Here is a 26,707-nt window from a genome sequence, read left to right on the forward strand (position 1 = left end):
GAATTGCTCCACACCCGATCAGCCGAAACCGACCAGGCACGGGGTCAATAAAATTGGCATTGACAATGTGCACGCTGTTGAGTTCTCAAGGACCAGACGCACTCCCCACTCCGCACCACCAGGATGCTTCGCCAGAGAGGCTGTCGTTCTCGAACCCACCGATGTCGTCGAACCCGCCAACACGATCCGTGCTGTCAGATCCAGTGGCTCATCCCGTAGGAGAGAACCGGTGGAGTAGTCATCCTAAGCGTCGAAGCGACCCAGCACAAGGCTAGATCTGAACTCCAGTGGAGGATGGTCCCGCTTGAGGGCCGACGTGCTCTGGGCTTTCGCTCCAGCCGCTCCGCCGCACCTTTGGGGTGACGAGGGATTACTTTACGCAGCCCCCACACCCACCACCAACCCACCCCACATCCCGGGCGTGTCGCACACTGCAACAGGGTCTGCGAACACCGCGGACGACGGAGACGCCCGGCTCCTCGAGGGAACCGGGCGTCTCCGGGGTAACGCAAGGGGTCAGGCGACGGTCACGCCGGCGAGGGTCTTCTTCCCGCGCCGGAGCACGACGACTCCTGCCGGCAACACCACGGAAGACAGGGTCGCGGCGGGGTCGTCGACCCGCTCGTTGTTGACGTACACGCCACCCTGGGTGATCGCACGCCGGGCCTCACCGAGGGACTTGACCAGCTCGGTCTCCACCAGTGCTCGGGCGAGGTCGGCATCACCGGCCAGGGTGACCGACCCGGGGACCTCCGCGATCGCCGACCGCAGGGTCTCCGGATCGAGCGCGGCGAGGTCGCCGTTCCCGAACAGCGCCGCCGACGCGTCGATCGCGGCCTGGGTCGCTGCTTCCCCGTGGACCAGGGCGGTGACCTCGAAGGCCAGGGTGCGCTGGGCCTCCCGGCGGAACGGCTCGTCGGCGACGGCACGCTCGAGGCGCTCCACCTCGGCGCGGGACAGGAAGGTGAACTCCCGCAGGCGCGCGACCACGTCGGCGTCCGCCGTGTTGAGCCAGAACTGGTAGAAGGCGTACGGCGAGGTCATCGTGCCGTCGAGCCAGATCGCGTTGCCCTCGCTCTTGCCGAACTTCGTGCCGTCCGAGTTCGTGATGAGCGGTGTCCCCAGCGCGTGCGCGGACACGCCCTCGGTCCGACGGATGAGTTCCGTGCCCGAGGTGAGGTTGCCCCACTGGTCGGACCCGCCGGTCTGCAGGGTGCACCCGTACTGGCGGTAGAGTTCACGGAAGTCCAGGCCCTGCAGGATCTGGTAGCTGAACTCGGTGTAGCTGATGCCGGCGTCCGAGTTCAACCGGGCGGCGACCGCGTCCTTCTTGAGCATCGAGTTGACGCGGAAGTACTTGCCGATGTCGCGCAGGAAGTCGATCGCGGACAGCGGCGCGGTCCAGTCCAGGTTGTTCACCAACCGGACGCCGTTGTCACCGTCGGCGCTGAGGAACCGGGAGACCTGGCCCTGCAGCCGTCCGACCCATTCCTCGACGGTCTCGCGGGTGTTCAGCGTGCGCTCGGCGGTCGGCCGCGGGTCCCCGATGAGCCCGGTCGATCCACCGACGAGCGCGAGCGGCTTGTGCCCGGCCAGCTGCAGGCGACGCATGGTCAACAGCTGGAGCAGGTTCCCGCAGTGCAGCGACGGCGCGGTCGGGTCGAACCCGCAGTAGTAGGTGACCGGGCCGGCATCGAGGGCCTCTTGCAGTGCGGTCTCGTCGGTGGAGACGTGCACCAGACCACGCCAGCGCAGTTCGTCCCACACCGAGGCGAAGGCGGGGTCGTTCTGCTGGCGCGTCAGGACGTCGGGAGCGGTATCACTGGACACCTCGTCATCGTACCGGCGCGCTCGGCGCCACCTCAGCCGATCGCGCCCTTGTGCCGGCGGTACGCCGACACGGTCGGGTCTCCCGGCAGCCAGAACCGCCACGGGAACGCCGCTCCCCCGGCGACCCCGCCCACGCCGGTCCGCGGACCGCGGGCGACGAGGCCGCCGGACAGGAGGTCGTCGACGACCTGCGCCACCGGGACGGAGGCGAGCCGGGCCTCCAGGGCAGGAGCCAAGCGGAGCGTGTACGGGCCGGAACCATCGAGGACCGAGGTGCCGTCGTCCGCGCCGAGGACCGCGCCGAGCGCGACGCCGAGGTTCCCCGGTCCGCGTGCCAGCGCGACGTCGGCCACGGTGGGCCCGCGACGCTCGCGGGCGACCTCGGCGCCGACCACCACGGCCGCCCCGCGGAGCAGGGAACCGGACGACAGGCCAGCCGGACCGCTCACGACGTTCACACACGTGTGGATGCCGTACGACCGGTAGGCGTACAGCGTCCCCGGCGGACCGAAGAGGTGCCGGTTGCGCTGCGTCATGCCACGGTGGCCGTGCGAACCCGGGTCGACCTCGCCGGAGTAGGCCTCGACCTCGGTGATCCGCAGCGTCACGCCCTTGCCCGTGATCGTCGCGCCGAGGAGTGCGGGCGCGCACACCGGCGCGGGCTCGCGCAGGAGCGCGAGCAGCGCGTCCGACGGCATCTCCTCAGCCGACACGGTTCACCGGGTGAAGGGGGTCCCGGCCGCGATCTCCCGGACGGACCGGGTCAGGGCGGCGAGCTGCTCGGCGACGCGCTCGGGTGCCGTGCCACCGACCCCGCGACGGGACGCGACGCTGCCCTCGATCGTCAGGACCCCGCGGACCTCCGGGGTCAGGTGCTCGGAGACCGCGGCGTACTCCGCATCGGTCGGGTCGTCGAGGTCGATGCCGCGTTCCTCGCAGTACCGGACGAGCGCGCCGGACACCTCGTGCGCATCGCGGAACGGCACGCCCTGCCGGACCAGCCACTCGGCGACGTCCGTCGCCAGGGAGAACCCCTGCGGTGCGAGCTCCGCCATCCGGGCGGTGTCGAAGGACAGGGTCGCGATCATGCCGGTGAAGGCGGGGAGCAGGACCTCGAGCGTCGCGACCGAGTCGAAGACGGGCTCCTTGTCCTCCTGCAGGTCGCGGTTGTACGCCAGCGGCAGGCCCTTGAGGGTGGCGAGGAGCCCGGTCAGGTTGCCGATCAGCCGGCCCGACTTGCCGCGCGCGAGCTCGGCGATGTCGGGGTTCTTCTTCTGCGGCATGATGCTCGACCCGGTCGAGAACCCGTCGTGGAGCCGGACGAAGCCGAACTCCTTCGTGTTCCAGAGGATGACCTCCTCCGCCAGGCGGGAGACGTCGATGCCGATCTGGGCGAGGACGAAGGCGAACTCGGCGACGACGTCACGCGCGGCCGTCGCGTCGATCGAGTTGTCGGCAGGACGGTCGAAGCCGAGCTCGTGGGCGATCGCGGTCGGGTCGAGCCCGAGGGAACTGCCCGCCAACGCACCCGCGCCGTAGGGGCTGACGCTCGCGCGGCCCGCCCAGTCGCGGAGGCGCTCGAGGTCCCGCACGAGCGGCCAGGCGTGGGCGAGCAGGTGGTGCGCGAGGAGGACGGGCTGCGCGTGCTGCAGGTGCGTCCGGCCGGGCATGACGGCGCCCTCGTGCTCGGACGCCTGCTGGCTGATCGCGTCGACGAGGTCGATCACCATCCGGCCGATCCGCCGGCCGTGGTCGAGCATGTGCATGCGGCCGAGCGTCGCGATCTGGTCGTTGCGGCTCCGGCCGGCGCGGAGCTTCCCGCCCAGTTCCGGCCCGAGGTCCGCGATGAGCAGCCGCTCGAGCGCGCCGTGCACGTCCTCGTCGGACTCGTCCGGCTGCAGGGAGCCGTCGGCGTGCGCGTCCTCGAGGCGGTCGAGGCCGGCGAGCATCCGGTCGAGTTCGTCGGCCGTGAGGTAGCCCGCCACCTGGAGCGCCCGGGCGTGCGCACGTGAGCCGGCGATGTCGTACGGGGCCAGCTGCCAGTCGAAGTGCGTCGACTTCGACAGGGCGGCGAGTTCCGCGCTCGGACCGTCCGCGAACCGACCACCCCACAGGGCGCCCGTGTTCGTCGCGTCGGTCTTGCTGCTGGCTTCTTCCGGCCGGGAGGCTCGGGGGGCGTCCGTCATGAGGGTCCTGCGTCGTCTCGGGTCGGGTCGGTCGGGGGTCGGGGGATCCGGGTTTCCGGGCTACGCGCGCCTGCCGGACCGGCGGCGACGGGACGGGCGCGTGCCGCGCCTCCCGTCCGGCGAGGACGGCGGGACCGACCGGTCCCGCCGTCCTCGGTCGCTCAGTTCGCCAGGTCGCGGCGAGCGGAGATCTTGCTCGGCAACGACCACAGTTCGATGAAGCCCTTCGAGAGCGACTGGTCGAACGTGTCGCCGGTGTCGTACGTGGCGAGGTCGAAGTCGTAGAGGCTCTGCTCCGACCGACGACCGGTCACCGTGGCTCGACCGCCGTGCAGCTGCATGCGGATGTCGCCCGACACGTACTCCTGCGTGGAGTCGATGAAGGCGTCGAGGCTGCGCTTCAGGCCACCGAACCAGAGACCGTCGTAGACCAGGTCGGCCCACTCGGACTCAACACCGCGCTTGTAGCGGTTCACGTCGCGCTCGAGCGTCAGGCTCTCGAGCTCCTCGTGCGCGGCGATGAGCGCCATCGCGGCCGGGGCCTCGTAGACCTCGCGCGACTTGATGCCGACCAGGCGGTCCTCGACCACGTCGATGCGGCCGACGCCGTGCTTGCCGGCGAGGGCGTTGAGCTCCTGCACGATGCGCAGGACGCTGAAGCGCTGGCCGTCGATCGCGACCGGGACGCCCTGCTCGAACGTGATCGTGACCTCGTCGGCCTCACGGTCGACGGCGGGGTCCTGCGTGTACGCGTACAGGTCCTCGATCGGGGCGTTCCACGGGTCCTCGAGGAACCCGGTCTCCACCGCGCGACCCCAGACGTTCTGGTCGATCGAGTACGGCGACTTCTTGCTCTGCAGGATCGGCAGGTCGTGCTCCTGCGCGTAGACGATCGCCTTGTCGCGGGTCAGCGCGAGGTCACGGACCGGGGCGACGCTCGTCAGGTCGGGGGCGATCGCGGCGACCGCGGCCTCGAAGCGGACCTGGTCGTTGCCCTTGCCGGTGCAGCCGTGCGCGACGCTGTCCGCTCCGAGCTGCTTCGCCGTGGTGGCGAGGTGCTTCGCGATGAGCGGCCGGCTCAGCGCGGAGACCAACGGGTAGCGCTTCTGGTAGAGCGCGTTGGCCTTGAGGGCCGGGACGAGGTAGTCGTCCGCGAACTCGTCCTTCGCGTCGATGACGACCGACTCCACCGCGCCGCAGTCGAGCGCGCGCTGGCGGATGGCGTCCATGTCCTCGCCGCCCTGGCCGACGTCGACGGCCAGTGCCACGACCTCCTTGCCGGTGGCGTCCTTGAGCCAACCGATCCCGACGGAGGTGTCGAGCCCTCCTGAGTACGCCAGTACGACGCGGTCTGCCATGTGATGTCTCCTAGGGGTGTTGGGGGAATCAGTTGTTCGCGGCGAGGAGCCAGGCGAGCAGGGCCTTCTGGGCGTGCAGGCGGTTCTCCGCCTCGTCCCAGATGATGCTGCGCGGTCCGTCGATGACCTCGGCGGTGACCTCGTAGCCGCGGTCGGCGGGCAGGCAGTGCATGAACACGGCGTCGTCCGCGGCGTGCGCGAGCAGCTCGTCGTCGACGCGGTACCCGGCGAAGGTCGCGAGCCGCTGCTGCTTCTCGTCCTCCTTGCCCATCGAGACCCAGGTGTCGGTCACGACGACGTCGGCACCGGCCACCGCGGCGACCGGGTCGGTCACGACGAGCACGGACCCGCCGGTCTCGGCAGCGCGGTGCTCCGCGTCGGTCACGACCTGCGGTGCGGGCGAGAACGCGACCGGCGATGCGACACGCACGTGCATCCCGGCCGTCGCGCAGGCCAGCAGGTACGACTGCGCCATGTTGCTCGCGCCGTCGCCGACGAACGCGATCGTCTGCCCGGCCAACGCGCCGCGGTGCTCGCGGATGGTCAGCAGGTCGGCGAGGAGCTGGCACGGGTGGAAGTCGTCGGACAGTGCGTTCACGACCGGCACCGTGGTGCTCGCCGCCATCTCCTCGAGCCCGGCCTGGCCGTAGGTGCGCCAGACGATCGCCGACACCATGCGCTCGAGCACGCGGGCGGTGTCGGTCGGGGTCTCCTTGCCACCGAGCTGGCTGTTCGCGGTCGAGATGATGAGCGGGCTGCCGCCGAGGTCGCTGATGCCGACGTGGAAGGACACCCGGGTGCGGGTGGACGACTTGTCGAAGATCACGGCGACGCTCTGCGGACCGGCGAGGGGCTTGGCGCCCCACCGGTCGCGCTTCATCTCGACGGCGAGGTCGAGGATCGCGGACTGCTCGGCCTGGGTCAGGTCGTCGTCCCGGAGGAAGTGGCGGGTCATGCGGAGGTCTCCTGGTCGGCGCCCTCGACGGCCGCCATGCTCTGGGCGAGGATCGCGAGGAACGCGTCGATCTCGTCGTCGGACACGATGAGCGGCGGCGCGATGCGCAGGCTCGACTCGTTCGGTGCGTTGATGATGAGGCCGCGCTCGAGCGCGGCGGCCGAGACCGCGGCGGCGACCGGGCGACGGAGGCCGACGCCGATGAGCAGGCCGCTCCCCCGGACCTCCTCCACCAGGTCGGAGCCGAGCGCGGTGATGCCGGCGCGGATGCGCTCGCCCTTGACGACCGCACCGGCCACGAGGTCGGCGCGCTCGATCTCCGCGAGCACCGCGTTCGCGACGCGGGTACCGAGCGGGTTGCCGCCGAAGGTCGAGCCGTGCTGGCCCGCCGAGAACAGGTCGGATGCCCATCCGAAGGTCACGAGCGCCCCGATCGGGAAGCCGCCGGCGATGCCCTTGGCGACCGTGATCGCGTCCGGGACCACGCCCGTGTTCTGGAAGGCGAACCAGGCTCCGGTGCGGCCGATGCCCGTCTGGATCTCGTCGAGGATGAGCAGGGCGCCGTGCTGTTCGGTCAGGGTCCGGGCGGCCTGCAGGAAGCCCTCCGGCAGGTCGACCACGCCGGCCTCGCCCTTGATCGGCTCGAGGATGAGCGCGGCGACGGTGTCGTCGATCGAGCGCTCGAGTGCCTCGATGGAGGTCTCGATGTGCTCGACGCCCGGGATCATCGGCAGGAAGTCCTGCTGGAGGGCGGGCTTGCCGGTGAGGGCGAGCGCGCCCATGGTCCGCCCGTGGAACGCCTGCTGCAGCGCGATGATCCGCGTCTTGCGACCGTCCTCGCCACGGTTCAGCCGGGCCAGCTTGAAGGCCGCCTCGTTCGCCTCCGCCCCGGAGTTGCCGAAGTACACGCGACCCGCTTCGCCCGCGCCGGAGATCCGCTTGAGGCGTTCCGCGAGCTCGAGCTGCGGCGGGGTGGCGAAGTAGTTCGACACGTGCACGAGCTTCGCGGCCTGGTCGCTGACCGCCTCGACGAGCGCCGGGTGGGCGTGGCCGAGCGAGTTCACCGCGATGCCGGCGAGGAAGTCGAGGTACTCGTTGCCGTCGACGTCCCACACCCGACAGCCCTCACCGCGCTCGAGCATGATCTTCGGCGGGGTCAGGGATCGCATGAGCGACGCCCCGAACCGGTCGTTCCAGGTCTCGGTCTGCGTCTCCGTGCTCACCGTGCTGTGCCCTTCTCGTCGTCGTGCTGGATCGTCTGGTCGTCGCCGCGTCGAGCGACGTGCTGACCACCCGGGGCGTCGTCGTGACCGCTGCCCGGGGCGTGGACCGCCGCGCGTCGGCCGATCTCGGCGTGGGTGTTCTGGTTCTCGGTCCGACGGCTCGGGTCCGGGATGACCTCGGTGCCCGCGCCGCGGAGCGTGAAGACCTCGAGCAGGATCGAGTGCGGGATGCGGCCGTCGATGATGGTCGCGCCACCGACCCCGCCGACCACGGCGTCGAGGCACGCGGTCATCTTCGGGATCATGCCGGACTCGAGCGACGGCAGCAGCTGGCGGAGTTCCTCGACCGCGATGAGGTCGATGATCGAGTCGCGGTCCGGCCAGTTGCGGTACAGCCCGGGCACGTCGGTCAGCATCATCAGCTTCGACGCGTTCAGCGCGATCGCGAGTGCGGCCGCGGCGGCGTCGGCGTTCACGTTGAGCGCCTGGTCCGGGTGGGCGTCGTCGATCGCGATGCTCGACACCACGGGGATCCGGTCGGCGCGGATCGCCGCGAGGACCCCGGACGGGTCGACGTGCGTGATGTCGCCGACGTGGCCGAGGTCGAAGTGCTCGCCGTCCACGACGACGCCCTTCTTCTCGCCCGTGAACAACGACCCGCCGTCACCGAACACCCCGACGCCGAGTCCGTCACCGTGCTCGTCGATGAGGTCCACGATCTCGCGGTTCACCTCACCGGCCAGGACGTCGCGGACGACGGTGATCGCCTCGGTCGTGGTGACGCGGTAACCGCCGCGGAACTCGGACTGGATGCCCTGCTCCTTCAGCGCCGCCGAGATCTGCGGACCGCCGCCGTGCACGACGACCGGGTGCAGGCCGGCGTACCGGAGGTAGACCATGTCCTCGGCGAACGCCCGCTTGAGGTCGTCGTTCACCATCGCGTTGCCGCCGAACTTGACGACGACGATCTTGCCCGAGAACCGCTTCAACCACGGCAGGGACTCGATGAGCGTCGCGGCCTTGACGGTCGCGAGCTCGTGCTCTTCTTCCTTCGAGAGGTCCGCGTCGCTCATCAGCTGGAGTACGCGCTGTTCTCGTGGACGTAGTCGTGCGTCAGGTCGTTCGTCAGGATGGTCGCCGAGGACGATCCCACCCCGAGGTCGATGAGCACGTGGGTGTCCCGCGGGGTGAGGTCGACGGCGTCGCTCGGCTGATCGGGGGCTCCGGCGTGGCAGACCCGGACGCCGTTCATCGAGACGTCGACCGCGTACGGGTCGAACTCGGCGTCGGTCGTCCCGATCGCCGCGAGGACGCGGCCCCAGTTCGGGTCGTTGCCAAACACGGCTGCCTTGAACAGGTTGTTGCGGGCGACGCTCCGGCCGACCGTGACGGCGTCGTCCTCGCTCACCGCTCCGACGACCTCGATCGTGATGTCGTGCGCGGCGCCTTCGGCGTCCTGCTGGAGCTGACGCGCCAGGTCCGCGCAGACCGCGGTCAGGGCCTGCTGGAACTCGTCGGTCCCCGGCGTCGTGCCCGACGCTCCGGAGGACATCAGCACGACGGTGTCGTTCGTCGACATGCAGCCGTCGGAGTCGACCCGGTCGAAGGTCACCCGCGTGGCCGCACGCAACGCCCGGTCGAGGTCGTCGGACGGCAGAGCGGCGTCCGTGGTGATGACGACGAGCATCGTCGCGAGGCCCGGTGCGAGCATGCCCGCGCCCTTCGCCATGCCGCCGACGGTCCAGCCGCCTGCCGTCACCACGGACTGCTTCGGCTTGGTGTCGGTCGTCATGATCGCGGTCGCGGCGTCCGCGCCCCCGTCGTCGGTGAGGGCGTCGGCCGCGAGCGAGACCCCGCGCAGGACGTTGTCGCGGAACGTCTGGTCGCCGACGCCGATGAGCCCGGTGGAGCAGACGACGACGTCACCGGCACCCACACCCAGGGCGCCACCGACGGCTTCCGCGGTGAGGTGCGTCGTCTGGAAGCCGAAGGGACCCGTGAAGCAGTTCGCGCCTCCCGAGTTGAGCACGACGGCGCGGGCGACACCGTCACCGACCACCTGCCGGGACCAGATGACCGGGTGCGCCTGGGCGCGGTTCGTGGTGAAGACGGCGGCCACCGCGTCGGACGGACCGTCGTTGACGACGAGCGCGACGTCCGGCCTGCCGCTCGCCTTGAGACCGGCGGTGACACCGGCCGCGCGGAACCCGGCGGCGGCGGTCACGCCCCGCAGCGCGAGAGCCGGGAGGCCCGTGGTCGGCTCGGACTGGTTGCTGGTGTCGGTCACGGGGCGACTCCGTCCACGCTGAGGCCGAGGGTCTCGGGGAACCCGAGCGCGATGTTCGCCGACTGGACGGCGGCACCGCCGGTCCCCTTGGCGAGGTTGTCGAGCGCGGTCACCGCGACCACGCGGCCGGCGGCCTCGTCGACCGCGATGCCGACGAGCGCGGTGTTGGCCCCGATCGTGTCGGCCACCCTGGGGAAGACGCCCTCGGGCAGGAGGTGCACGAAGGGCTCGTCGGCGTAGGCCTGCTCCCACGCGAGGCGCACGTCGTGCGCGGTGACCCCCGGAGCGAGGCGAGCCGTCGTGGTGGCGAGGATGCCACGGGCCATCGGCACCAGGACGGGCGTGAACGAGACGCGGACGTCGGAAGCACCGGCCACGCGCAGGTTCTGCTGGATCTCCGGGACGTGCCGGTGCTTCCCGCCGACCGCGTAGGCACTGGCGGAGCCCATGATCTCGGCCGCGAGGTACGTGGGCTCGAGCTTCTTGCCGGCACCGCTCGGGCCGACGCTGAGGACCGCGACGACGTCGTCCGACTCGACGAGACCGGCCTGCACGCCGGGCTGGATGCCGAGGGTGATCGCCGTGACGTTGCACCCGGGCACGGCGATCCGCTTCGTGGCGGCGAGCTCGGTGCGCTGCCGTCCCTGCGGCACGATGTCGTCGACGTCCCGCCACTCGTCGGCAGCACCCGGAGCCGGCGGGGCGTGCAGGAGTTCCGGGAGACCGTAGGTCCACGCCCCGTGGTACTCGCCACCGTAGAAGGCGGCCCACGCGTTCTCGTCCGTCAGGCGGTGGTCTGCACCACAGTCCACGACGAGGGTGTCCGCGTCGAGCTCGGCCGTGATCGCGCCCGACTGGCCGTGCGGCAGGGCGAGGAACACCACGTCGTGCCCACGGAGGTTCTCCGGGGTCGTCTCCACGAGGGTCAGGTGCGCGAGCGACCGCAGGTGCGGCTGCGTCGCGATCAGCGGCTGTCCGGCGTTCGAGAACGCCGTCACCGTCCTGACGTCGAACTCGGGATGAGCGGAGAGGATGCGCAGCAACTCGCCACCCGCATAGCCGCTGGCTCCCGCCACGGCGACGGATACGGACATGGGTTCCACCTTTGGTCGGACTGTTCGTCGAGAGAGTCGGAGGCGGCGACCCCGGGCGGTGATCCGTCGTGGATCAGTCGCGCAGGGTCGCCCCGAATCGCTCGCCGGCACGTCGGACGGCGCCGTCACGGGCCTCGGAGGCCTCGGCAGCGGTCAGCGTGCGGTCCGTGGCACGGAAGCGCAGGGCGAACGTCAGGGACTTCTGTCCCTCGTCCACGCCGGCACCCCGGTAGTCATCCACGAGCCGAGCATACTCCAACAGCTCTCCGGCACCAGAGCGGACCGCGGCCAGTACGTCACCGGCGGGGACCGCCACGTCGACCACGAGGGAGAGGTCCTGCGTCGCCGCGGGGTAGGAGACGATCGCCGCCACGTCCACGACGTCGGGGGCCGCGCCGACGAGGGCGTCGAGGTCGAGCTCGACGACCGCCACCACCCGCGGGAGGTCGGCGTCGGCCGCGCGCTCCGGCAGCAGTTCGCCCGCGACCCCGACGACGGTCCCGCCGACGAGCAGCGCGGCAGCACGACCGGGGTGCAGCGACGGGTGGCTGGTATGCGCGACCGACAGCTCGACGCCGACCGCCCAGGCGACGGTCCGCGCGACGTCGAGGGCGTCCGCGATGCCGAACGGCTCCGGCGCGGTGCCCGGCTGCTTGACGACGGCGTTGCCGAGGAGCAGGGCGCTCACGTGGAACGGCTGCGGCGGCAGGGCGGCGTCGAGGCCCGCGAGGGTCTCGACGGACGGCAGCTGCGCTCCCACGGGCACGTCGGTCGTCCCGAGCTGGACGCCCTCCTCGGGCAGGAACACGCGGGACGTCTCGTACACGGCGACGTCGACGAGTCCGCGCGACACGTTCCGCCGTGCGACGTCGACGAGGGCCGGCACGCCGCTGCGACGCAGGTGGTCCTGCGCGCTGTCGAGCGCGTTCGCGAGCACGACGCTCGGACCGCCGGCCGGGTCGATGCCGGGGTAGGCGGCAGCGGTCGTCGCGGAGACGAAGGGCGCGGTGACGACCTCGGTCAGCCCGGCGGCGGCCAGCGCGGCGGACACCCGCCGGCGCGCCTGCTGGTGCCGGGTGAGGCCACGGCCGGGCGGTGCGACGGGCAGGACGCTCGGGATGCGGTCGTAGCCGACGACACGGGCGATCTCCTCGACCAGCGAGACGTCGTCGCCCAGGTCGGGGCGCCACGTCGGCGGGGTGACGGCGAGCACGTCGCCGTCGAGGTCCACCGTGGCACCGATCGCCCGGAGGGTGTCGAGCACCTCGGCGTCGGTGTACTCGACACCGATGAGCTCGGCGGCCCGGGCGAGACGCATCGTCACGGTCGCACGCGGCGTCTCGTCGACCAGGGTCGATCCGAGCGCGTCCGGCGTCCCACCGGCGAGGTCGACGAGGAGTTCGACCGCGCGGTTCGCCGCGGCCTCGGCGACGAGCGGGTCGACGCCACGCTCGAAGCGCCGCGAGGCCTCGCTCGGGAGCTTGTGGCGGCGCGCGGTGCGCGCGATCGAGACCTGGTCGAAGCCCGCGGCCTCGATGAGGACGTCGGCGGTCCCCGCGGTGATCTCGGTGCGGGCACCGCCCATCACGCCCGCCAGCCCGACGGCGCCCGCGTCGTCCGCGATGACGAGGTCCTCGGTGTCGAGCGCCCGCTCGACGTCGTCGAGGGTGGTCAGGCGCTCGCCGGCCGTGGCGCGACGGACCGTCAGCCCGCCCTGCACCGTCGCGAGGTCGTACCCGTGCAACGGCTGGCCCAGTTCGAACATGACGTAGTTCGTGATGTCCACGGGCAGTGAGATGGAGCGCACACCGGCCAGGCTCAGACGTGCGACCATCCAGGCCGGAGTCGGTCGGGACGCGTCGATCCCACGGACGACACGGGTGACGAAGGTGTGCGCGCCGACACGACCGCGGATCGGGGCGGCGTCGTCGATGGTCACCGGGAAGCCCTCGCCCGTGCGCGGCAGGACGCGATCGGCCGGGTCCGAGAAGGTCGCACCGGTGGCGTGCGCGTACTCGCGGGCGACACCGCGCATGCTCATCGCGTAACCGCGGTCGGGCGTCACGTTGATCTCGACCGCGGCGTCGTCGAGACCGAGCAGTGCGATGGCGTCCGCACCGACCTCGGGCTCCATCCCGAGGTCGGCGAAGCGCAGGATGCCGTCGTGCTCGTCGCCGAGCCCGAGTTCACGAGCGGAGGCGATCATGCCGTCCGACACGTGGCCGTAGGTCTTGCGCGCGGCGATCGGGAACGGACCGGGGAGCACGGCGCCGGGGAGCGTCACGACCACGAGGTCGCCGACGTCGAAGTTGTGGGCACCGCAGACGATGCGGCGGGGCTCGGGCTCGCCGACGTCCACCTGGCACCAGTTGATCGTCTTGCCGTTCTTCTGCGGCTCCGGCACGCGCTCGAGCACCCGACCGACCACGACGGGGCCGGTCAGGTCGAAGGTGTGCACGGCTTCCTCCTCGAAGCCGACCGACACCAGTGCGGCGTGGACGTGCTCGAGGGAGACGTCGTCGGGGAGGTCGACGGACTCGCCGAGCCAGCGGAGTGGGACGCGCATCAGACCACCGTTCCGAACTGCTGCGAGAAGCGGATGTCGCCCTCGAGGAAGTCACGCATGTCGTTCAGGCCGTTGCGGAACTGGAGCGTCCGCTCGATGCCCATGCCGAAGGCGAAGCCCTGGTACTCGTCCGGGTCGATGCCGGCCGCACGGAGGACGTTCGGGTTCACCATGCCGCAGCCACCCCATTCGACCCACCGCGCGCCGCCCTTGGCGTTCGGCTGCCAGACGTCCATCTCGGCGCTCGGCTCGGTGAACGGGAAGTAGTTGGGGCGCAGGCGGATCTGCGCTTCGGCGCCGAACATCTGGCGCGCGAAGTGCTCGAGCGTGCCACGCAGGTGCGCCATGGTCAGGCCCTTGTCGATCGCGATGCCCTCGACCTGGGTGAAGACCGGCAGGTGCGTGGCGTCGAGTTCGTCGGCACGGTAGACCCGCCCCGGAGCGATCACGTAGAGCGGGAGCTCACGGGACAACAGGGAACGCACCTGCACCGGCGAGGTGTGCGTGCGCATGAGCAGGTGCCGGTCGACCGGCTCGACGAAGACCGTGTCCGCCATCGCCCGTGCCGGGTGGTCCTGGTCGAAGTTCAGCGCGTCGAAGTTGAACCACTCGTGTTCGAGCTCGGGGCCTTCGGCGACCTCCCACCCCATCCCCACGAAGATGTCGGCGACGGTCTCGTTGAGGAGCGAGAGCGGGTGGCGCGAACCGGGCGTCCGTCGCGACGGCAGGGCCGTGACGTCCACGCGCTCCGACTCGAGCCGCGCGCGCTCTTCGGCCTCGGCCAGCACGGATTCCTGCGCCGCGACGGCCTGGTTCACCCGGCCACGGGCCTGACCGACGAGCTTGCCCGCGGCGGCCTTCTGCTCCGGCGGGACGCTGCGCATCGACGCGTTCATCCGGGCGAGCGTCGACTGCTCACCGGTGTGCTCGGCACGGGCCTGCTTCAGCTCCGCGACGGTGGTCGTGGCGTGGACGGCGGCCAGGGCCGCGTCCACGGCGTCGGCGACCGCCGATTCGCTGATCTCGAGAGGTTCTGACACGAGAGCCAAGCCTACCGGCCGATGGGATACCGCCGTCCTGCACCGATCGGACGGTCCCCACGCGTCGCGGACCCCGTGGAACGACGTGTCGGCCGAGGCCGCGGGGAGGGACGTGTCGGCCGAGCCGCGGGGAGGGTCGGCGCGCCGTCAGTCCGTGGCCGTGGCGGGACCGGTCCGCTGGGCGAACGCGCTCTCGTACAGGCACACCGAGGCCGCCGTCGCCAGGTTCATCGACTCCGCGCGACCGTAGATCGGGACCTTCACCGCACGGTCGACGAGCGCCAGGTCCTCTGCCGTCAGCCCCCGCGCCTCGTTGCCGAACACCCACACGGTCGGTCCGTCGAGCATGCCGTCGGCCCGGACGTCCGGCAGGTCGTCGCCGGAGACGTCGGCCGCCAGGATCGTGTACCCGAGGCCGCGGGCACGTTCGATCGCGTCCGCCAGGGTCACGCCGACGGAGACCGGCACGTGGAAGAGCGAACCGGTGGTCGAACGGACGACCTTCGGGTTGTACGGGTCGACGCTGCGACCCGTGAGCACCACGGCGTCCGCACCCGCGGAGTCCGCCGCGCGGATGATGGTCCCGGCGTTGCCCGGGTCGCGGACCTCCTCGAGGATCGCGACCAGTCCGGGCCGGGCGTCCGACCCGTCGGCGTCGGCACGGGCGCCCGCGCGGGCGTCCGGGAAGACGTCCTTCACCGACGTCGGGAACTGTTGGCACACCGCGACGACGCCCTGCGGGGTCACCGTGTCGGCCATCGCGTCGAGCACCTGTTCCGTCACGAACCAGGTGTCGACCGGCGCGTCGTCCAGACCGTGGCGCGCCGCCGCGGTCGGTGTGACGTACAGCTCGCGGAGCAACTCGGGGCGGTACTCGATCGCCTCGCGCACGGCCTGTGGCCCCTCGAGCAGGAACAGCCCGGTCTCGGCACGGACGTCCTTCTTGGCCAGGGCAGCCACGGCCTTGACGCGGCCGGCACGGGGGTTCTCGAGGAGATCGCTCACGTGCCCAGTCTAGGAACGACGCGACGGCGACCCCGCACCGGTGTGCGGTCGGCCGTGCCCGGGGACGACGGAACCCCCACTCCCGGAGGAGTGGGGGTTCCGGTGCACGGCGACGTGGCTCAGGCGGCCTTCGGCGCCGAGGTGTCGGCCGGCAGGGCCTTCTTGGCGGTCTCGACGAGCGCCGCGAACGTCTCGGCGTTGTTCACGGCGAGGTCCGCGAGGATGCGACGGTCGACCTCGACGCCGGCCAGGTTGAGACCCTGGATGAGGCGGTTGTAGGTCAGGCCGTTCGCACGCGAGGCAGCGTTGATGCGCTGGATCCAGAGGCGACGGAACTCGCCCTTCTTCGCGTGACGGTCGCGGTACGCGTAGACGAGGGAGTGGGTGACCTGCTCCTTCGCCTTGCGGTACAGGCGCGAACGCTGGCCGCGGTAGCCCTCGGCGCGCTCGAGGATGACGCGGCGCTTCTTGGCGGCGTTGACCGCTCTCTTCACTCTTGCCATTGATCTGTTCCTTTACGTTCCGGGACGGCTCAGTGGCCGAGGAGCTTCTTGACGGCCTTGACGTCGGCCTTGGCGAGGACCTGGTCCTCGTTGAGGCGGGCCTTGCGCTTGGCGGACTTGACCTCGAGGTTGTGGCGCATACCGGCCTGCTGCTTCATGATCTTGCCGCTGCCGGTGACCTTGAAGCGCTTCTTCGACCCGGAGTGGGTCTTCTGCTTGGGCATCGTGTGCCTTTCCGTGGGGTGGATGGGGGCCGCGCGAGCGCGGGATCGGTCTGGGGGACCTATTCGGCCGACGAGTCGGCCGGGGCTGCTGCGGCGGTCCCGGACGTGGTCTCGTCCGCCGGCTTGGTCTTCGCGGAGTGCTCGGAGGCCTTGCGCTCGGCCTTCTCGGCGGCGCGCTTGGCGTTCTGTTCGCCCTTGACGTCCGACTTGTTCTTGAGCGGCGCGATGATCATCGTCATGTTGCGGCCGTCCTGGGTCGGACGCGACTCGACGACGCCGAACTCGGCGATCTCCTCCGCGAACTTCTGGAGGAGTCGGACACCCTGTTCCGGGCGCGACTGCTCGCGACCGCGGAAGAGGATCATCGCCTTCACCTTGTCGCCACCGAGGAGGAACCCCTCGGCGCGCTTGCGCTTCGTCTCGTAGTCGTGCACGTCGATCTTCAGGCGGAAGCGGACCTCTTTCAGGTCGGTGTTGACCTGGTTGCGGCGGGCTTCCTTGGCCTTCTGAGCGGCTTCGTACTTGAACTTGCCGTAGTCCATGATCTTGGCAACGGGCGGCTTCGAGTTCGGCGCGACCTCGACCAGATCCAGCTCGGCTTCCTGCGCGAGGCGCAGTGCGACGGCGATGGGGACAACGCCGACCTGCTCGCCCTGGGGGCCGACGAGTCGGACCTCGGGGACGCGGATTCGGTCGTTGGTACGGGGATCGGTGATGCGGAGCTCCTTCAATCAGGTGGTGGCCGTCCGGGGCGTGTGCCCGGGACGACGGCACGAGAGAGGAGATCTGACGCACGGATCGAGACCCGCTCGGCAGCCGCCCGACGCCGACCCTTGCGGTCCGGCCGACCGGTGCGCACTTCGTGAGCGCCGGCGGAGCGGTGGTGACCCGGTAGCCTTGGTGCAGCCACGGGTGGGAGGAACTCCTCTTTCGTGACACTGTCCTGACTTCCGGAGGGATCCGGGCGCGCGGACAGCGTCTGCCGTCGGCGAGTCTAGCAGAGGAGCACCGTGACCGACACCCCGAGCAACCCCGACCCCGATCTCGACCAGAACGGGCTCGACGGTGTGGACGACGCCGCCAGGGACATCTCCGAGGTCCCCGCGGTCGAACTCATCAACACCGTGGCCGTGCACCTGCTCAGCGCCGCCGCCGTGAAGGTGGGCCTGGCCGACGACCCCGAGCAGCAGACCGACCTGGACGAGGCACGCAAGCTCATCACCTCGCTCGCCGGCCTCGTCACCGCCGCGGCCACCGAGATCGGCGACCACCACGCCCGCCCGCTGCGCGACGGACTGCGGTCCGTGCAGCTGGCGTTCCGCGAGGCCTCGGCCATCCCGGACGCGCCGGGCAAGGGCCCGGGCGAGAAGTACACCGGGCCGGTCAACTGACCGGGTCCCCCTGGACGGACGGGAGGCCCGTGGCGGTGTCGCCACGGGCCTCCCGTCCGTCGTCCGGGCCGGGTCAGCCGGCCGAGCGCGCGACCAGGCGGTCGACCGCCGCGACCGGGATCCCGACCCAGGTGGGGCGGTTGCGTGCCTCGTACACGACCTCGTACACGGCCTTGTCGAGCTCGAACGCGTCGAGCAGCGCGCGGTGCGCGCGCAGGTCGGAGCCGCTGCCCCGCTCGTACCCGTCGAGGAACGCGCTGCGGGCTTCGTGCGCCCAGTCGCCGGTGTCCACCGGCGACTCGTCGTGCGCGAGCGCGCCGGCCACGTAGTCGAAGGACCGCAGCATGCCGGCGACGTCCCGCAGCGCGACGTCGGGGCGGGACCGCTCGGGCATCGGACGGAGCGGTTCGCCCTCGAAGTCGAGGAACACCCACCCTCGTGGCTCGGGTGCGGACAGGACCTGTCCCAGGTGCAGGTCGCCGTGGATGCGCTGCATGGTCGGCCACGGCACCGTCGCCGCGCGGTCGTAGACACGGGCGACGGCCTCGGCGTGCTCGGCGACCTGCGGCACCTCGGCCGCTGCGGTCTCGAGGCGGCGGCGCATGGTCGCGACGGCCTCGTCGACCTGGTCTGGTCCGGCGGTCGCCGTCGGCATCGCGTCCGCGAGCACCGTGTGGACCTCGGCGAGCGCTGCTCCGAGCCGGTCCGCTGCGCTCGCGAAGGACGCACGACCGCGGGCAGCGGTCAGGGCGACGCGCCAGGCGTCCTCGAGCCCGGGCAGGAACTCCTGGGCGAAGGCCAGGTGACCGTGGGCGGTGCCGCCGGGCTGCGCGTCGTCAGGCCACTCCCCCGCGAGCGCGCCGAACGTCCGCGGCACGCGGTCGGACCCGGCGGCCGACAGGGCACGCTGCGTCACGACGTCGGGGTTGTCGCCGTCGTGCAGCACGCGGAAGACCTTCGTGATGACCTGACCGCTCTGCTCCGTCCCGCAGATGATCGAGGTGTTCGACTGTTCGCCGCTGAGGACGCGGGCGTCCGTGACGGGCCCGATGTGGTCGCCGTCGGCCTCGATGCGGGCGAGCAGCCACCGTGCGTAGGCGACGTCGTGCGGCGCGTCGTAGACGTGGACCCCGTCGACCTCGGCCACGAGGGCGTGCGCGAGTCCGGGTTCGGGCGCCTGCCGGAGCGTGAGCGGCACCTGGTAGAGGACGGCCCCGGTGGGTGCGTCGTCGAGGACGAAGAGGGTGCGGATGCGGGCATCGGCGGTGTCGTCGCTGCGTTCGGCGAGGACGCGGATGCTCGGGGTCCCACCCTTCGCCGCGTACCAGCGTTGGTCGGCCATCCAGCCGGCGACGGCTGTCTCGAGGGGGTCGGCGTGCACGGCATCGGTCATGTCGGGGACGCTACCCGTCGCGGCTGCACCGGTCCGGGGGTTCGGGTCGCACTGTCCGTCCGCGGCGGTCCGCGACCCGGTCGACGCCGTCCGGGTGGCGCGCGTGCTCCTGCACAGGCGGCACTCGCCGGGTCTGTTGTCCACAGGTCGCGGCTGTCGGACCGCTGCCGGGCACTGCGGACGACACTGACTCGCATGCACGCTCCTGACGAACCCCGGCACGACGGCCTCCCGGCACCGCGCCGCACCTGGCGCATCCCCGACGCTCGTCGGTTGCCGGCACTCGAGCCGTACGCGGACGACGTCCTGCGGGTCCCCGTCGTGTCCGTCCGCGAGACCGTCTGGGACAGCGAGGACGGAGTGCTCGCCGCGGCCGGCGTCGAGGTGCTCCGCGCCGAGGACGGCACGTGGACGATCGACCGGGGGGCGGGCCCACAGGTCGTCGACGGTGCCGGTGCCGGTGCCGGCGCGGACGGGCTCCGGGACCAGGTCGAGGTGTTCCTCCGGGGCCGCCCGCTCGCCGTCGTCCGCGTTCGTGACACGGTGACCACGCTCCTCGTCCTGCACGGCAAGGACGGCCGACGGCGTGCCGAGGTGGCGGACGTCCGCGTCGACGAGGGTTCACCGGACTCGGCCGTGCTGCGGTCCGGGCGATGGTGGGCGCTGACCGACGACGGCAGCACCGGCTCCCTCGTCCGCGGGGTGGAGCGGGCCCTCGACGACGCAGCCTCCGACGCCCCGGCCGATGACCACCCGGCCGGACCGGTCCCGCGACTGGCCCCGGTCCGGCGACCCGGCCGCCCGCACCGGCCACGCTCCGGGACGTCGGCGCGGTTCGTCGTCGACGTCCTGGCCGGGCTCCGGGCCGACGTGGTCGAGGCCGACCCGTACGCACGTGCCGACGCTCCCGAGGCCGTGCACGACCTGCGCAAGGTGTTGCGGCGACTCCGGAGCGTCCTGGCGGCGTACCGCGGAGCGCTCGACCGAGCGGCGACGGAGTCGCTCCGGCGGCGCCTGTCGGTGATCGGTCGCGCTGCGGGGCGGGTGCGGGACGCCGAGGTGCTCGCAGCCGGGCTGACCCCGACCGCGGAGCGTGCGCCGACGGGTCTCGTCGAGGACGGTGCCCTCGGGGCGCTCCGTGACCGGTTCCTCGACGAGCGCCGCGCTCGGCTCGCGGACCTCCAGGACGCGCTGCGATCGCCCGAGTGGTTCGCGGCGCTGGACGCACTCGACGCGCTGATCGCAGCGGCACCGCCGGGACCGCGCGCAGATGACCCCGTCCGCGGCTTCGTCGAACGTCGGCTGCACCACGAGCGACGCCGGGTCCGGCGAGCCCGAGACCGCGCCGCGAGCCGGGACGACCTGGCGACGCTGCACGAGGCGCGGAAGGCGGCACGACGACTCCGGTACGCCGTCGAGGCCGCCGGTGGGTTCGCGGCGAGCCACCAGCACCTCGGACGCCTGCGCCGCGTGCAGGAGGTCCTCGGTGCCGGGCTCGACGCAGCCCACGCCGCCGAGGCACTCCGCGACGAGTCCGGGTTCACCGCCGGCGTCCTCGCGACGGTCGACCAGCAGCGGTCCGACCGTCGCGTCCGACGGGGGCGGGAGCTGCTGGCCCGGATCTGACCGACCAGCGGACCGCGTCCGCCTTTACATCGATGTACACCGCGACCAGCATGGACCCATGAACGCACACCTCGGCAACGACGCCGCCCCCGGACTGCCCCTCGCGACCCGCCAGGACGGCGAGTACCCGCGGCCCCAGATGATGCGGGCTCGGTGGGCCGACCTCGACGGGACCTGGTCGTTCCGGAACACCGGCGACGACCCGTCGTGGCGTGCGGGCTTCCCCGAGCCCCGGGACATCGTCGTCCCCTTCCCGCCGGAGTCGGTCGCATCCGGCATCGACGAGCCCGGCTTCCACCCGGTGGTCTGGTACTCGCGGACCGTCACCGCGGCGGACCTCGAGACCGCCGGCCACGACGAGGACACCCCGCGCCTCCTCCTGCACTTCGGCGCCGTGGACCACCGTGCCCGGGTCTGGATCGACGGGCAGTTCATCGGTGGGCACGAGGGCGGCCACACCCCGTTCACCCTCGACGTCACGGACGCCCTCACGGGCACGGGCACGGGCGCCGATGCCGCGCACACCCTCGTGGTCCGGGCCGAGGACGACCCGCACGACCTCACCCAACCCCGCGGCAAACAGGACTGGCACGAGCAACCGCACGACATCTGGTACCGCCGCACCACCGGCATCTGGCAGACCGTCTGGCTCGAGGCCGTGCCGACGACGTCCGTCCGCCACCTCCGGTGGACGAACGTCGACCACGAGACGATGCGGCTCACCGTCCGGCTGACGGGCACCCATCCGGCCGGGACGCGCCTGCGGGTGGAGGCGCACTGGACGGAGCACGACGAGCACCTGGCGACCGTCGAGGTCACCGTCGCCCCGACGGCGCACGAGGTCGACCTCGTCGTGCCGATCGCCCGGCAGGCGAACGGGCAGGCCGAGCAGGAGCTGCAGTGGAGCCCGGACGCACCGCACCTCGTCGACGCCGTCGTGACCCTCGTCGCCGCCGACGGCGCACCCCTCGACGCCGTCAGCTCCTACTTCGGCATCCGCACCACCGCGATCGGAAGCGGCCGGTTCCTGCTCAACGACCGCAGCATCGACGTGCGGAGTGTCCTCAACCAGGGGTACTGGCCGGAGTCGCACCTGACCGCGCCGACCCGCCAGGCCCTCCGCCGCGAGGTCGAGCTCATCAAGGAGCTCGGCTTCAACGCTGCTCGGAACCACCAGAAGATCGAGGACCCGCGGTTCCTGTACTGGGCGGACCGTCTCGGCCTCATGGTCTGGGGTGAGGCACCGGGCGCGTACGCGTTCTCCCCCACCGCCGTGCAGCGACTCATGCGCGAGTGGATGGACGCCGTCGAGCGGGACGCCTCGCACCCGTCGGTCGTCACCTGGGTCCCCGCGAACGAGAGCTGGGGCGTACAGCACATCGCCAGCGACCCGGCTCAGCAGGCGTACGCCCGTTCCCTCGCCGACGTGACACGGGCGCTCGACCCCACCCGCCCGGTGATCTCGAACGACGGGTGGGAGCACCCGGACTCGGACATCATCTCGGTGCACGACTACGAGGGGGACGGTGAGCGGCTGGCCCGCACCTACGCGGACGACGCCGCGCGTCGACGACTGCTCGACGGGATCGGTCCGGCCGATCGTCCGATCCTGGTCGGCGGCGCCCAGGACCACGGACAACCGGTGATGCTCACGGAGTTCGGCGGCGTCAACCACCAGCCCGGCGTGCAGCGCGACGACGCCTGGGGGTACACCACCGCGGCCGACGGTGACGACTGGATCGCCAGGATCACCGCCCTGTACGACGCCGTCCGGGCCAGCTCCTTCCTGGCGGGCAGCTGCTGGACGCAGCTCACCGACACGATGCAGGAGACGAACGGCCTGCTCAACGCGGACCGGACGCCGAAGGAGCCGATCGACCGGATCCGGCGCGCCGTCCTCGGCGGCTGACGGACGGGGCGCGGCGGACGCAGCCCTCGACGGACGTCAGGCCCGTGACCAGCTGGTCACGGGCCTCCCGTCGGTCGGTGCCGGCCCCGGCGGGACCGCGCCGCCCTACTTCGCGAGGAAGCGCAGCACCGCCTCGTTCCACTCGTCCCGGTGCGAGGCGAGCACACCGTGCGGCCCGCCCTCGATGACGTGCAGCTCGGCGTTCGGGATCGCCTCGGCGGTGCGCTTGCCCGAGACCTCGAACGGCACGATGCCGTCCGCGTCTCCGTGGATGACGAGCGTCGGGACGTCGATCCCGGTCAGGTCGTCACGGAAGTCGGTGGTCGCGAACGCGACGGTGCAGTCGAGCGTGCCCTTCGGGGACGCGAGCTCGGCGATCGCCAGGTCGTAGGCGCGCTGGTCGTCACTGACGAGGGGTTTGTGGGTCAGCGAGACCTTCCCACCCGCCGTGTAGAACATGTCGACGAACTCGTGCAGGAACGCGGGACGGTCTCCGGTGATCCCGTTCGCGAACCAGTCCGCCAGGTCCTGGTCGACCCCGCCGTCGGGGTTGTCGTCCGACTTCCACAGGTACGGCGGCACGGCGCTCGCGAAGACGAGCTTGGCGACCTTGCCGGTGCCGTAGGTGGAGACGTAGCGGGCGAGCTCGCCGCCGCCCATCGAGAACCCGATGAGCGTCACGTTCGTCAGCCCGAGTGAGTTGATCAGGGTGTCCAGATCGGCCGCGAAGGTGTCGTAGTCGTAGCCGTCCCACGGCTGCGAGGACTGGCCGAAGCCCCGACGGTCGTACGCGATGACGCGGTGGCCGGCGGCGACGAGGGCCGGGACCTGGCCCTCCCACGAGCGGCCGGACAACGGCCATCCGTGGATGAGGACGACCGGGTCGCCCGTCCCGAAGTCGTCGTAGTGCAGGTCGATGTCGTGCCCGTTCTCGGCTCCGACGGTGATGAACGGCATGTTTCCTCCGTGGTGGTTCGTTTCCAGGGAACGGAACGTGATGCAACGCCCGGCCACTGAGCGCGGCCTGGCCCGGTGCGGTGATCGGACAGTGCGCCGTCTGCCAGGATCGACCGGGTGACGGACCTGGCGGAGACGACCCGAGCCTCCCGACCGACCCGCCTCCGACGGATGCTGACGGACGGCCTGGCGGCGCGGCACAGCGGGTGGACCACGCCCCTCCTGCTGTGGCTGGCCTCGCGGATCGTCAGCACGGCGCTCCTCGGCTCCGTCTACTGGCTCGCGACCACGAACGGCTGGCACTTCGCCTCGTACCGGCGCGACCCCTCGTTCGCCACCTTCTCGGGGTCGTGGGACGCGTCCTTCTACCGGACCATCGCCGAGGACGGGTACCCACGGGTGCTGCCGACCGACCCGGACGGGCACGTCGTCCCGAACCCGTGGGCGTTCCTGCCGCTGTTCCCGGGCGTCGTGCGTGGGCTGATGGTGACGACGGGGGCGTCCTTCTGGGTCGCGGGCCTCGTCGTCGCGAGCGTGTGCGGCGCCGGCGCCTGCGTGGTGTTGTTCCGTCTCGTCCTCGCCGTGGCCGACGCGCGCCGGGCGCGGTGGACGACGGCGTTCTTCGCCTTCGGCGCGACGGGTTTCCTGCTGCAGGTCGCCTACGCCGAGAGCATGTTCCTGCTCCTGCTGTTCGGCGCCCTGCTCGCGCTCGTCCGGCGGCGGTACTGGCTGGTCGCCGTCCTCGGGGTTCTCGCGGCGTTCACCCGCCCGGGGGTGTTGGCGCTCGCCGTCGCCCTCGCCGTGCACCTCGTCGTGCGGTGGGTGGCGGCACGGCGAGCGGTGGACGCCGAACCCCGGGGACGGGAGTCGTTCCCGTGGCGGGAGCGGGTGGCGGTCGTCGCCGCCGGGCTCGTGGTGGCCGCGGCGGGTCTGGCGTGGCCGGTGGTGGCGACGGCGGTGACCGGCCGCCCCGGTGCGTACCTCGACACGGAGCTGTCCTGGTGGGTCGGGTTCGTCGGGCGCCAGCACTTCGCCCCGCTGACCCCGTGGTTCCTCATGGCGGGACGCTGGTTGGGGCCGGCCGGCATCGTGCTCGTGGTGCTCGTCCTCGCCGCGACGGCGTGGTTCCTCCGTCGGCGCGACCTCCGTGTGCTCGGTCCCGAGGTCCTCGGGTTCGCCGTCGCCTACATCGCGTACCTGGTGGCGGTGTTCCTGCCGCAGCAGAGCCTGCCCCGGCTGCTCATGCCGGTCACGCCGTTGCTCGCGTCCGATGCGTTCACCGGGACGCGCAGACGGGCCACCGGGTGGCTCGTGGTCGGCGTCTGCCTGCAGGCGGTCGCGGTGGTCCTGCTCTGGTTCCTCGGGTTCCCCTGACCGCGGGCGGGTGCTCGCGCCGGCGGTGCCCGCCCCGCCGCTGCTAGGCGTCGAACGTGTGGAACCAGGCGGTCCCGCCCGGGTGCTGCACCGTGATCATCTCGTCGAGGTCGCGGTAGGGGCCGTCCTGGTTGTGGCTCGCCGACTTGATGCGGATCGTGCCGTCGGTCTCCGTGAACACCTCGGACACGATGGTCGTGTGGTCCGGCGAGCCGTTCGCGTTCCAGTCGAACATCACGATGTCGCCGACCTTCACGTGCTCGCGCTCGTCCGAGGTCCGGCGGGTGAGGCCGAAGGTCGCCGCGTTCTGGTCGAGCCAGGGGTCCATCGCCGGGCAGTACGTCCAGGTGGCGGAGTGCTCCGCGCCGCCTGCACGGTTGTACCAGTCGTCGCGCTGTTCCCACCCGCGCGCCTGCAGGGTCTGGTTGACGTAGTTCGCGCAGTCCCCGCCGATCGGGTTCATCGTCCCGAACTCGGCGGTGTTGTAGTCCGACCAGTGGCGCATCGCGTACTCGAGCTGTCGGTCGACGGCGGTCGTCGCCGCGTAGGCGATCGTCGTGGTGGCCACCGCGGTGTCCGCGTCCGGGCCGGTCGGTGCGGCCGGGGTCGGCGTGGCGGCGGTGTCGTCCTGCGTCGCCCCGACCTGGCCGTCGTTCGCCTGGCTGCCGTTGCCGTCGGACGTCTGGTTCGCCGAGGCGACGGGTTCGACCGGCTCCGTGAACAGGGCCACGTCAGCCGGGCCCGCCGTGTACATCGCCTGGTGCGGCGCGGTGAAGGTGACCCGCTCGGCACGGGCGACGACGTCCCGCGCGGCGACACCACCGACGGTGACGCCCTTGACGGCGGCCAGACCGACCCCGGTGACGGTCACGGTGACCCCGCCGGCGAGGGGCAGTTCGGCGGGTTCGACCGCCGAGGCCGACGGCTGCACGGCCGAGGCGGTGCTGCCCGCGCCGGACGACGCCGCGCCGGACGCACGGCCCGTCGACGGGGAGGTCGCTGCCGGCCCGTCCGAGGAGCAGGCGGCGGCGACGAAGCCGACGCCGGTGATGCCGGCCAGGGACAGGAGGGTGCGGCGCGTGATCGGAGCAGTCATGACCGGTCCAGGCTAAGCGAGATCCCCCGGAGAACGACCGACCGCACCGCCGGGAGCAGTGCGCCTCAGGCCGTGGGAGCGCTGACGTTCACGAGCCAGGTGATCCCGAAGCGGTCGGTGACCATGCCGAACTCGTCGCCCCACGGCGCCTGCGTCAGCGGTTCGAGCACCCGGCCGCCCTCGGCCAGGGCCGCGAAGTACCCGCGGAGGTCCCCGGCGTCGTCGGCGTCACCGGAGAGCGACAGCGAGATGTTGTTCGTCTCGGAGCGCCCCATCGACGCCGGGGTGTCCGACGCCATGAGCACGTAGCCCCGGGTCGTGTCGAGCTGCCCGTGCATGACCTTGTCGGCGTCGGCCGGGTCGCCCTCGGCGCCCATCTCGGCGAACGTGCCGATGCGCAGGTCCCCGCCGAACACCGACTGGTAGAACTCGAGCGCCGGTCGGGCGTCGTCCCGGAAGCCGAGGTAGGGGTTCAGTCGTGAGGTCATGATGGGCTCCTTCGTCCGTCGGCTCATCGTCCCAGCCGATCCGGAGCCCCGCAAGGGTGACGCGGACGAAGAAGGCCCGGATCCGAGGACCCGGGCCGTCACGTGCTTGGTGGAGCTAAGGGGATTCGAACCCCTGACCTTCTCATTGCGAACGAGACGCGCTACCAACTGCGCCATAGCCCCAAGTGCTCGACCACGATAG

General features: G+C 71.7%; 23 protein-coding genes and 1 tRNA gene. 4 read left to right on the forward strand and 20 right to left on the reverse strand.

The annotated features are described in order from the left end of the window. Positions 1 to 516: 516 nt before the first annotated feature. From tyrS to infC, 15 genes are all read right to left on the reverse strand, one after another. The gene (gene tyrS, locus DEI83_RS00005; protein ID WP_181431006.1) at positions 517 to 1,830 is read right to left on the reverse strand and encodes a tyrosine--tRNA ligase; all 1,314 of its coding nucleotides are present in this window, start codon (positions 1,828 to 1,830) and stop codon (positions 517 to 519) included. Between the two features lie 32 nt (positions 1,831 to 1,862). Beyond that, positions 1,863 to 2,543 carry a DNA-3-methyladenine glycosylase gene (locus DEI83_RS00010; protein ID WP_309146576.1) on the reverse strand — a complete coding sequence of 227 codons (681 nt, stop codon included), beginning with the start codon at positions 2,541 to 2,543 and terminating at the stop codon, positions 1,863 to 1,865. 3 nt (positions 2,544 to 2,546) lie between these two features. Further along, complete coding sequence (gene argH, locus DEI83_RS00015) at positions 2,547 to 4,016, reverse strand: argininosuccinate lyase (RefSeq protein ID WP_181431007.1); 1,470 nt, start codon at positions 4,014 to 4,016, stop codon at positions 2,547 to 2,549. A gap of 161 nt (positions 4,017 to 4,177) precedes the next feature. Further along, the gene (locus tag DEI83_RS00020) at positions 4,178 to 5,374 is read right to left on the reverse strand and encodes an argininosuccinate synthase (protein WP_111079800.1); all 1,197 of its coding nucleotides are present in this window, start codon (positions 5,372 to 5,374) and stop codon (positions 4,178 to 4,180) included. 28 nt (positions 5,375 to 5,402) lie between these two features. Beyond that, positions 5,403 to 6,329, reverse strand: a complete 927-nt coding sequence (argF, locus tag DEI83_RS00025; protein ID WP_111079801.1) for an ornithine carbamoyltransferase — start codon at positions 6,327 to 6,329, stop codon at positions 5,403 to 5,405. Continuing rightward, the gene (locus DEI83_RS00030) at positions 6,326 to 7,552 is read right to left on the reverse strand and encodes an acetylornithine transaminase (protein ID WP_111079802.1); all 1,227 of its coding nucleotides are present in this window, start codon (positions 7,550 to 7,552) and stop codon (positions 6,326 to 6,328) included. Before DEI83_RS00030 ends, argF begins: the two co-directional genes overlap by 4 nt. Further along, the gene (gene argB / locus DEI83_RS00035) at positions 7,549 to 8,625 is read right to left on the reverse strand and encodes an acetylglutamate kinase (protein ID WP_258370979.1); all 1,077 of its coding nucleotides are present in this window, start codon (positions 8,623 to 8,625) and stop codon (positions 7,549 to 7,551) included. Before argB ends, DEI83_RS00030 begins: the two co-directional genes overlap by 4 nt. Beyond that, complete coding sequence (gene argJ, locus DEI83_RS00040; RefSeq protein WP_111080101.1) at positions 8,625 to 9,776, reverse strand: bifunctional glutamate N-acetyltransferase/amino-acid acetyltransferase ArgJ; 1,152 nt, start codon at positions 9,774 to 9,776, stop codon at positions 8,625 to 8,627. The genes argB and argJ overlap by 1 nt, the downstream gene beginning before the upstream one ends. Before the next feature lie 59 nt (positions 9,777 to 9,835). Beyond that, positions 9,836 to 10,933, reverse strand: coding sequence for an N-acetyl-gamma-glutamyl-phosphate reductase (locus tag DEI83_RS00045; RefSeq protein ID WP_111079803.1), 1,098 nt, complete (start codon positions 10,931 to 10,933; stop codon positions 9,836 to 9,838). A gap of 73 nt (positions 10,934 to 11,006) precedes the next feature. After that, entirely contained in the window at positions 11,007 to 13,499 is a 2,493-nt protein-coding gene (gene pheT, locus DEI83_RS00050; protein WP_111079804.1) for a phenylalanine--tRNA ligase subunit beta, read from the reverse strand. After that, positions 13,499 to 14,539, reverse strand: coding sequence for a phenylalanine--tRNA ligase subunit alpha (pheS, locus tag DEI83_RS00055; RefSeq protein ID WP_111079805.1), 1,041 nt, complete (start codon positions 14,537 to 14,539; stop codon positions 13,499 to 13,501). Before pheS ends, pheT begins: the two co-directional genes overlap by 1 nt. A gap of 147 nt (positions 14,540 to 14,686) precedes the next feature. Further along, a complete protein-coding gene (locus DEI83_RS00060; RefSeq protein WP_111079806.1) occupies positions 14,687 to 15,544 on the reverse strand; it encodes an RNA methyltransferase in 858 nt (285 codons plus the stop codon). A gap of 119 nt (positions 15,545 to 15,663) precedes the next feature. Continuing rightward, a complete protein-coding gene (rplT, locus tag DEI83_RS00065) occupies positions 15,664 to 16,047 on the reverse strand; it encodes a 50S ribosomal protein L20 (protein WP_110824044.1) in 384 nt (127 codons plus the stop codon). 29 nt (positions 16,048 to 16,076) lie between these two features. Further along, positions 16,077 to 16,271 (reverse strand): 50S ribosomal protein L35, encoded by a 195-nt coding sequence (gene rpmI, locus DEI83_RS00070; RefSeq protein ID WP_110824045.1) that lies wholly within the window; start codon positions 16,269 to 16,271, stop codon positions 16,077 to 16,079. 59 nt (positions 16,272 to 16,330) lie between these two features. Beyond that, complete coding sequence (infC, locus tag DEI83_RS00075; protein ID WP_111079807.1) at positions 16,331 to 17,002, reverse strand: translation initiation factor IF-3; 672 nt, start codon at positions 17,000 to 17,002, stop codon at positions 16,331 to 16,333. A 336-nt stretch (positions 17,003 to 17,338) separates the two neighbouring features. Here infC and DEI83_RS00080 point away from each other — a divergent pair, with 336 nt between their 5' ends. Further along, on the forward strand, positions 17,339 to 17,662 hold the full coding sequence (locus tag DEI83_RS00080) for a DUF1844 domain-containing protein (RefSeq protein ID WP_181431026.1): 324 nt from the start codon (positions 17,339 to 17,341) through the stop codon (positions 17,660 to 17,662). A 73-nt stretch (positions 17,663 to 17,735) separates the two neighbouring features. Here DEI83_RS00080 and DEI83_RS00085 read toward each other — a convergent pair whose 3' ends face one another. Beyond that, positions 17,736 to 19,055: a phosphotransferase gene (locus DEI83_RS00085; RefSeq protein WP_111079809.1), complete on the reverse strand. Its 1,320-nt coding sequence runs from the start codon at positions 19,053 to 19,055 to the stop codon at positions 17,736 to 17,738. Positions 19,056 to 19,250: 195 nt separating this feature from the next. On the opposite strand from DEI83_RS00085, the gene DEI83_RS00090 reads away from it, so the two are divergent. Then, a complete protein-coding gene (locus tag DEI83_RS00090; RefSeq protein ID WP_111079810.1) occupies positions 19,251 to 20,681 on the forward strand; it encodes a CHAD domain-containing protein in 1,431 nt (476 codons plus the stop codon). A 58-nt stretch (positions 20,682 to 20,739) separates the two neighbouring features. Next, entirely contained in the window at positions 20,740 to 22,590 is a 1,851-nt protein-coding gene (locus DEI83_RS00095; protein WP_111079811.1) for a glycoside hydrolase family 2 protein, read from the forward strand. Positions 22,591 to 22,695: 105 nt separating this feature from the next. Here DEI83_RS00095 and DEI83_RS00100 read toward each other — a convergent pair whose 3' ends face one another. Beyond that, positions 22,696 to 23,547 (reverse strand): alpha/beta fold hydrolase, encoded by an 852-nt coding sequence (locus DEI83_RS00100; protein ID WP_111079812.1) that lies wholly within the window; start codon positions 23,545 to 23,547, stop codon positions 22,696 to 22,698. A gap of 117 nt (positions 23,548 to 23,664) precedes the next feature. Between DEI83_RS00100 and DEI83_RS00105 the strand changes: the two genes are divergently transcribed. Beyond that, entirely contained in the window at positions 23,665 to 24,921 is a 1,257-nt protein-coding gene (locus DEI83_RS00105) for a hypothetical protein (protein ID WP_181431008.1), read from the forward strand. A 43-nt stretch (positions 24,922 to 24,964) separates the two neighbouring features. Here DEI83_RS00105 and DEI83_RS00110 read toward each other — a convergent pair whose 3' ends face one another. The 3 genes from DEI83_RS00110 to DEI83_RS00120 form a co-directional block, all read right to left on the reverse strand. Further along, positions 24,965 to 26,017, reverse strand: a complete 1,053-nt coding sequence (locus DEI83_RS00110) for an amidase domain-containing protein (RefSeq protein WP_111079813.1) — start codon at positions 26,015 to 26,017, stop codon at positions 24,965 to 24,967. Positions 26,018 to 26,082: 65 nt separating this feature from the next. Further along, entirely contained in the window at positions 26,083 to 26,505 is a 423-nt protein-coding gene (locus DEI83_RS00115; RefSeq protein ID WP_181431009.1) for a VOC family protein, read from the reverse strand. A 107-nt stretch (positions 26,506 to 26,612) separates the two neighbouring features. Then, a tRNA-Ala gene (locus DEI83_RS00120) sits at positions 26,613 to 26,688 on the reverse strand. Between the last annotated feature and the right edge of the window lie 19 nt (positions 26,689 to 26,707).

Source organism: Curtobacterium sp. MCBD17_021, from assembly GCF_003234525.1.
In the GTDB taxonomy this organism is placed as follows: domain Bacteria; phylum Actinomycetota; class Actinomycetes; order Actinomycetales; family Microbacteriaceae; genus Curtobacterium.

Excerpts from the sequence above, each read along its gene's own strand:
- pheT (WP_111079804.1), bottom strand. The coding sequence starts at position 13,499 with ATGCGCGTCCCACTCCGCTGGCTCGGCGAGTCCGTCGACCTCCCCGAC.
- DEI83_RS00095 (WP_111079811.1), top strand. The coding sequence starts at position 20,740 with ATGAACGCACACCTCGGCAACGACGCCGCCCCCGGACTGCCCCTCGCG.
- rplT (WP_110824044.1), bottom strand. The coding sequence starts at position 16,047 with ATGGCAAGAGTGAAGAGAGCGGTCAACGCCGCCAAGAAGCGCCGCGTC.
- DEI83_RS00090 (WP_111079810.1), top strand. The coding sequence starts at position 19,251 with ATGCACGCTCCTGACGAACCCCGGCACGACGGCCTCCCGGCACCGCGC.
- argH (WP_181431007.1), bottom strand. The coding sequence starts at position 4,016 with ATGACGGACGCCCCCCGAGCCTCCCGGCCGGAAGAAGCCAGCAGCAAG.
- DEI83_RS00100 (WP_111079812.1), bottom strand. The coding sequence starts at position 23,547 with ATGCCGTTCATCACCGTCGGAGCCGAGAACGGGCACGACATCGACCTG.
- DEI83_RS00085 (WP_111079809.1), bottom strand. The coding sequence starts at position 19,055 with ATGACCGATGCCGTGCACGCCGACCCCCTCGAGACAGCCGTCGCCGGC.
- DEI83_RS00115 (WP_181431009.1), bottom strand. The coding sequence starts at position 26,505 with ATGACCTCACGACTGAACCCCTACCTCGGCTTCCGGGACGACGCCCGA.
- DEI83_RS00045 (WP_111079803.1), bottom strand. The coding sequence starts at position 10,933 with ATGTCCGTATCCGTCGCCGTGGCGGGAGCCAGCGGCTATGCGGGTGGC.
- DEI83_RS00110 (WP_111079813.1), bottom strand. The coding sequence starts at position 26,017 with ATGACTGCTCCGATCACGCGCCGCACCCTCCTGTCCCTGGCCGGCATC.
- argF (WP_111079801.1), bottom strand. The coding sequence starts at position 6,329 with ATGACCCGCCACTTCCTCCGGGACGACGACCTGACCCAGGCCGAGCAG.
- DEI83_RS00020 (WP_111079800.1), bottom strand. The coding sequence starts at position 5,374 with ATGGCAGACCGCGTCGTACTGGCGTACTCAGGAGGGCTCGACACCTCC.
- rpmI (WP_110824045.1), bottom strand. The coding sequence starts at position 16,271 with ATGCCCAAGCAGAAGACCCACTCCGGGTCGAAGAAGCGCTTCAAGGTC.
- argB (WP_258370979.1), bottom strand. The coding sequence starts at position 8,625 with ATGAGCGACGCGGACCTCTCGAAGGAAGAAGAGCACGAGCTCGCGACC.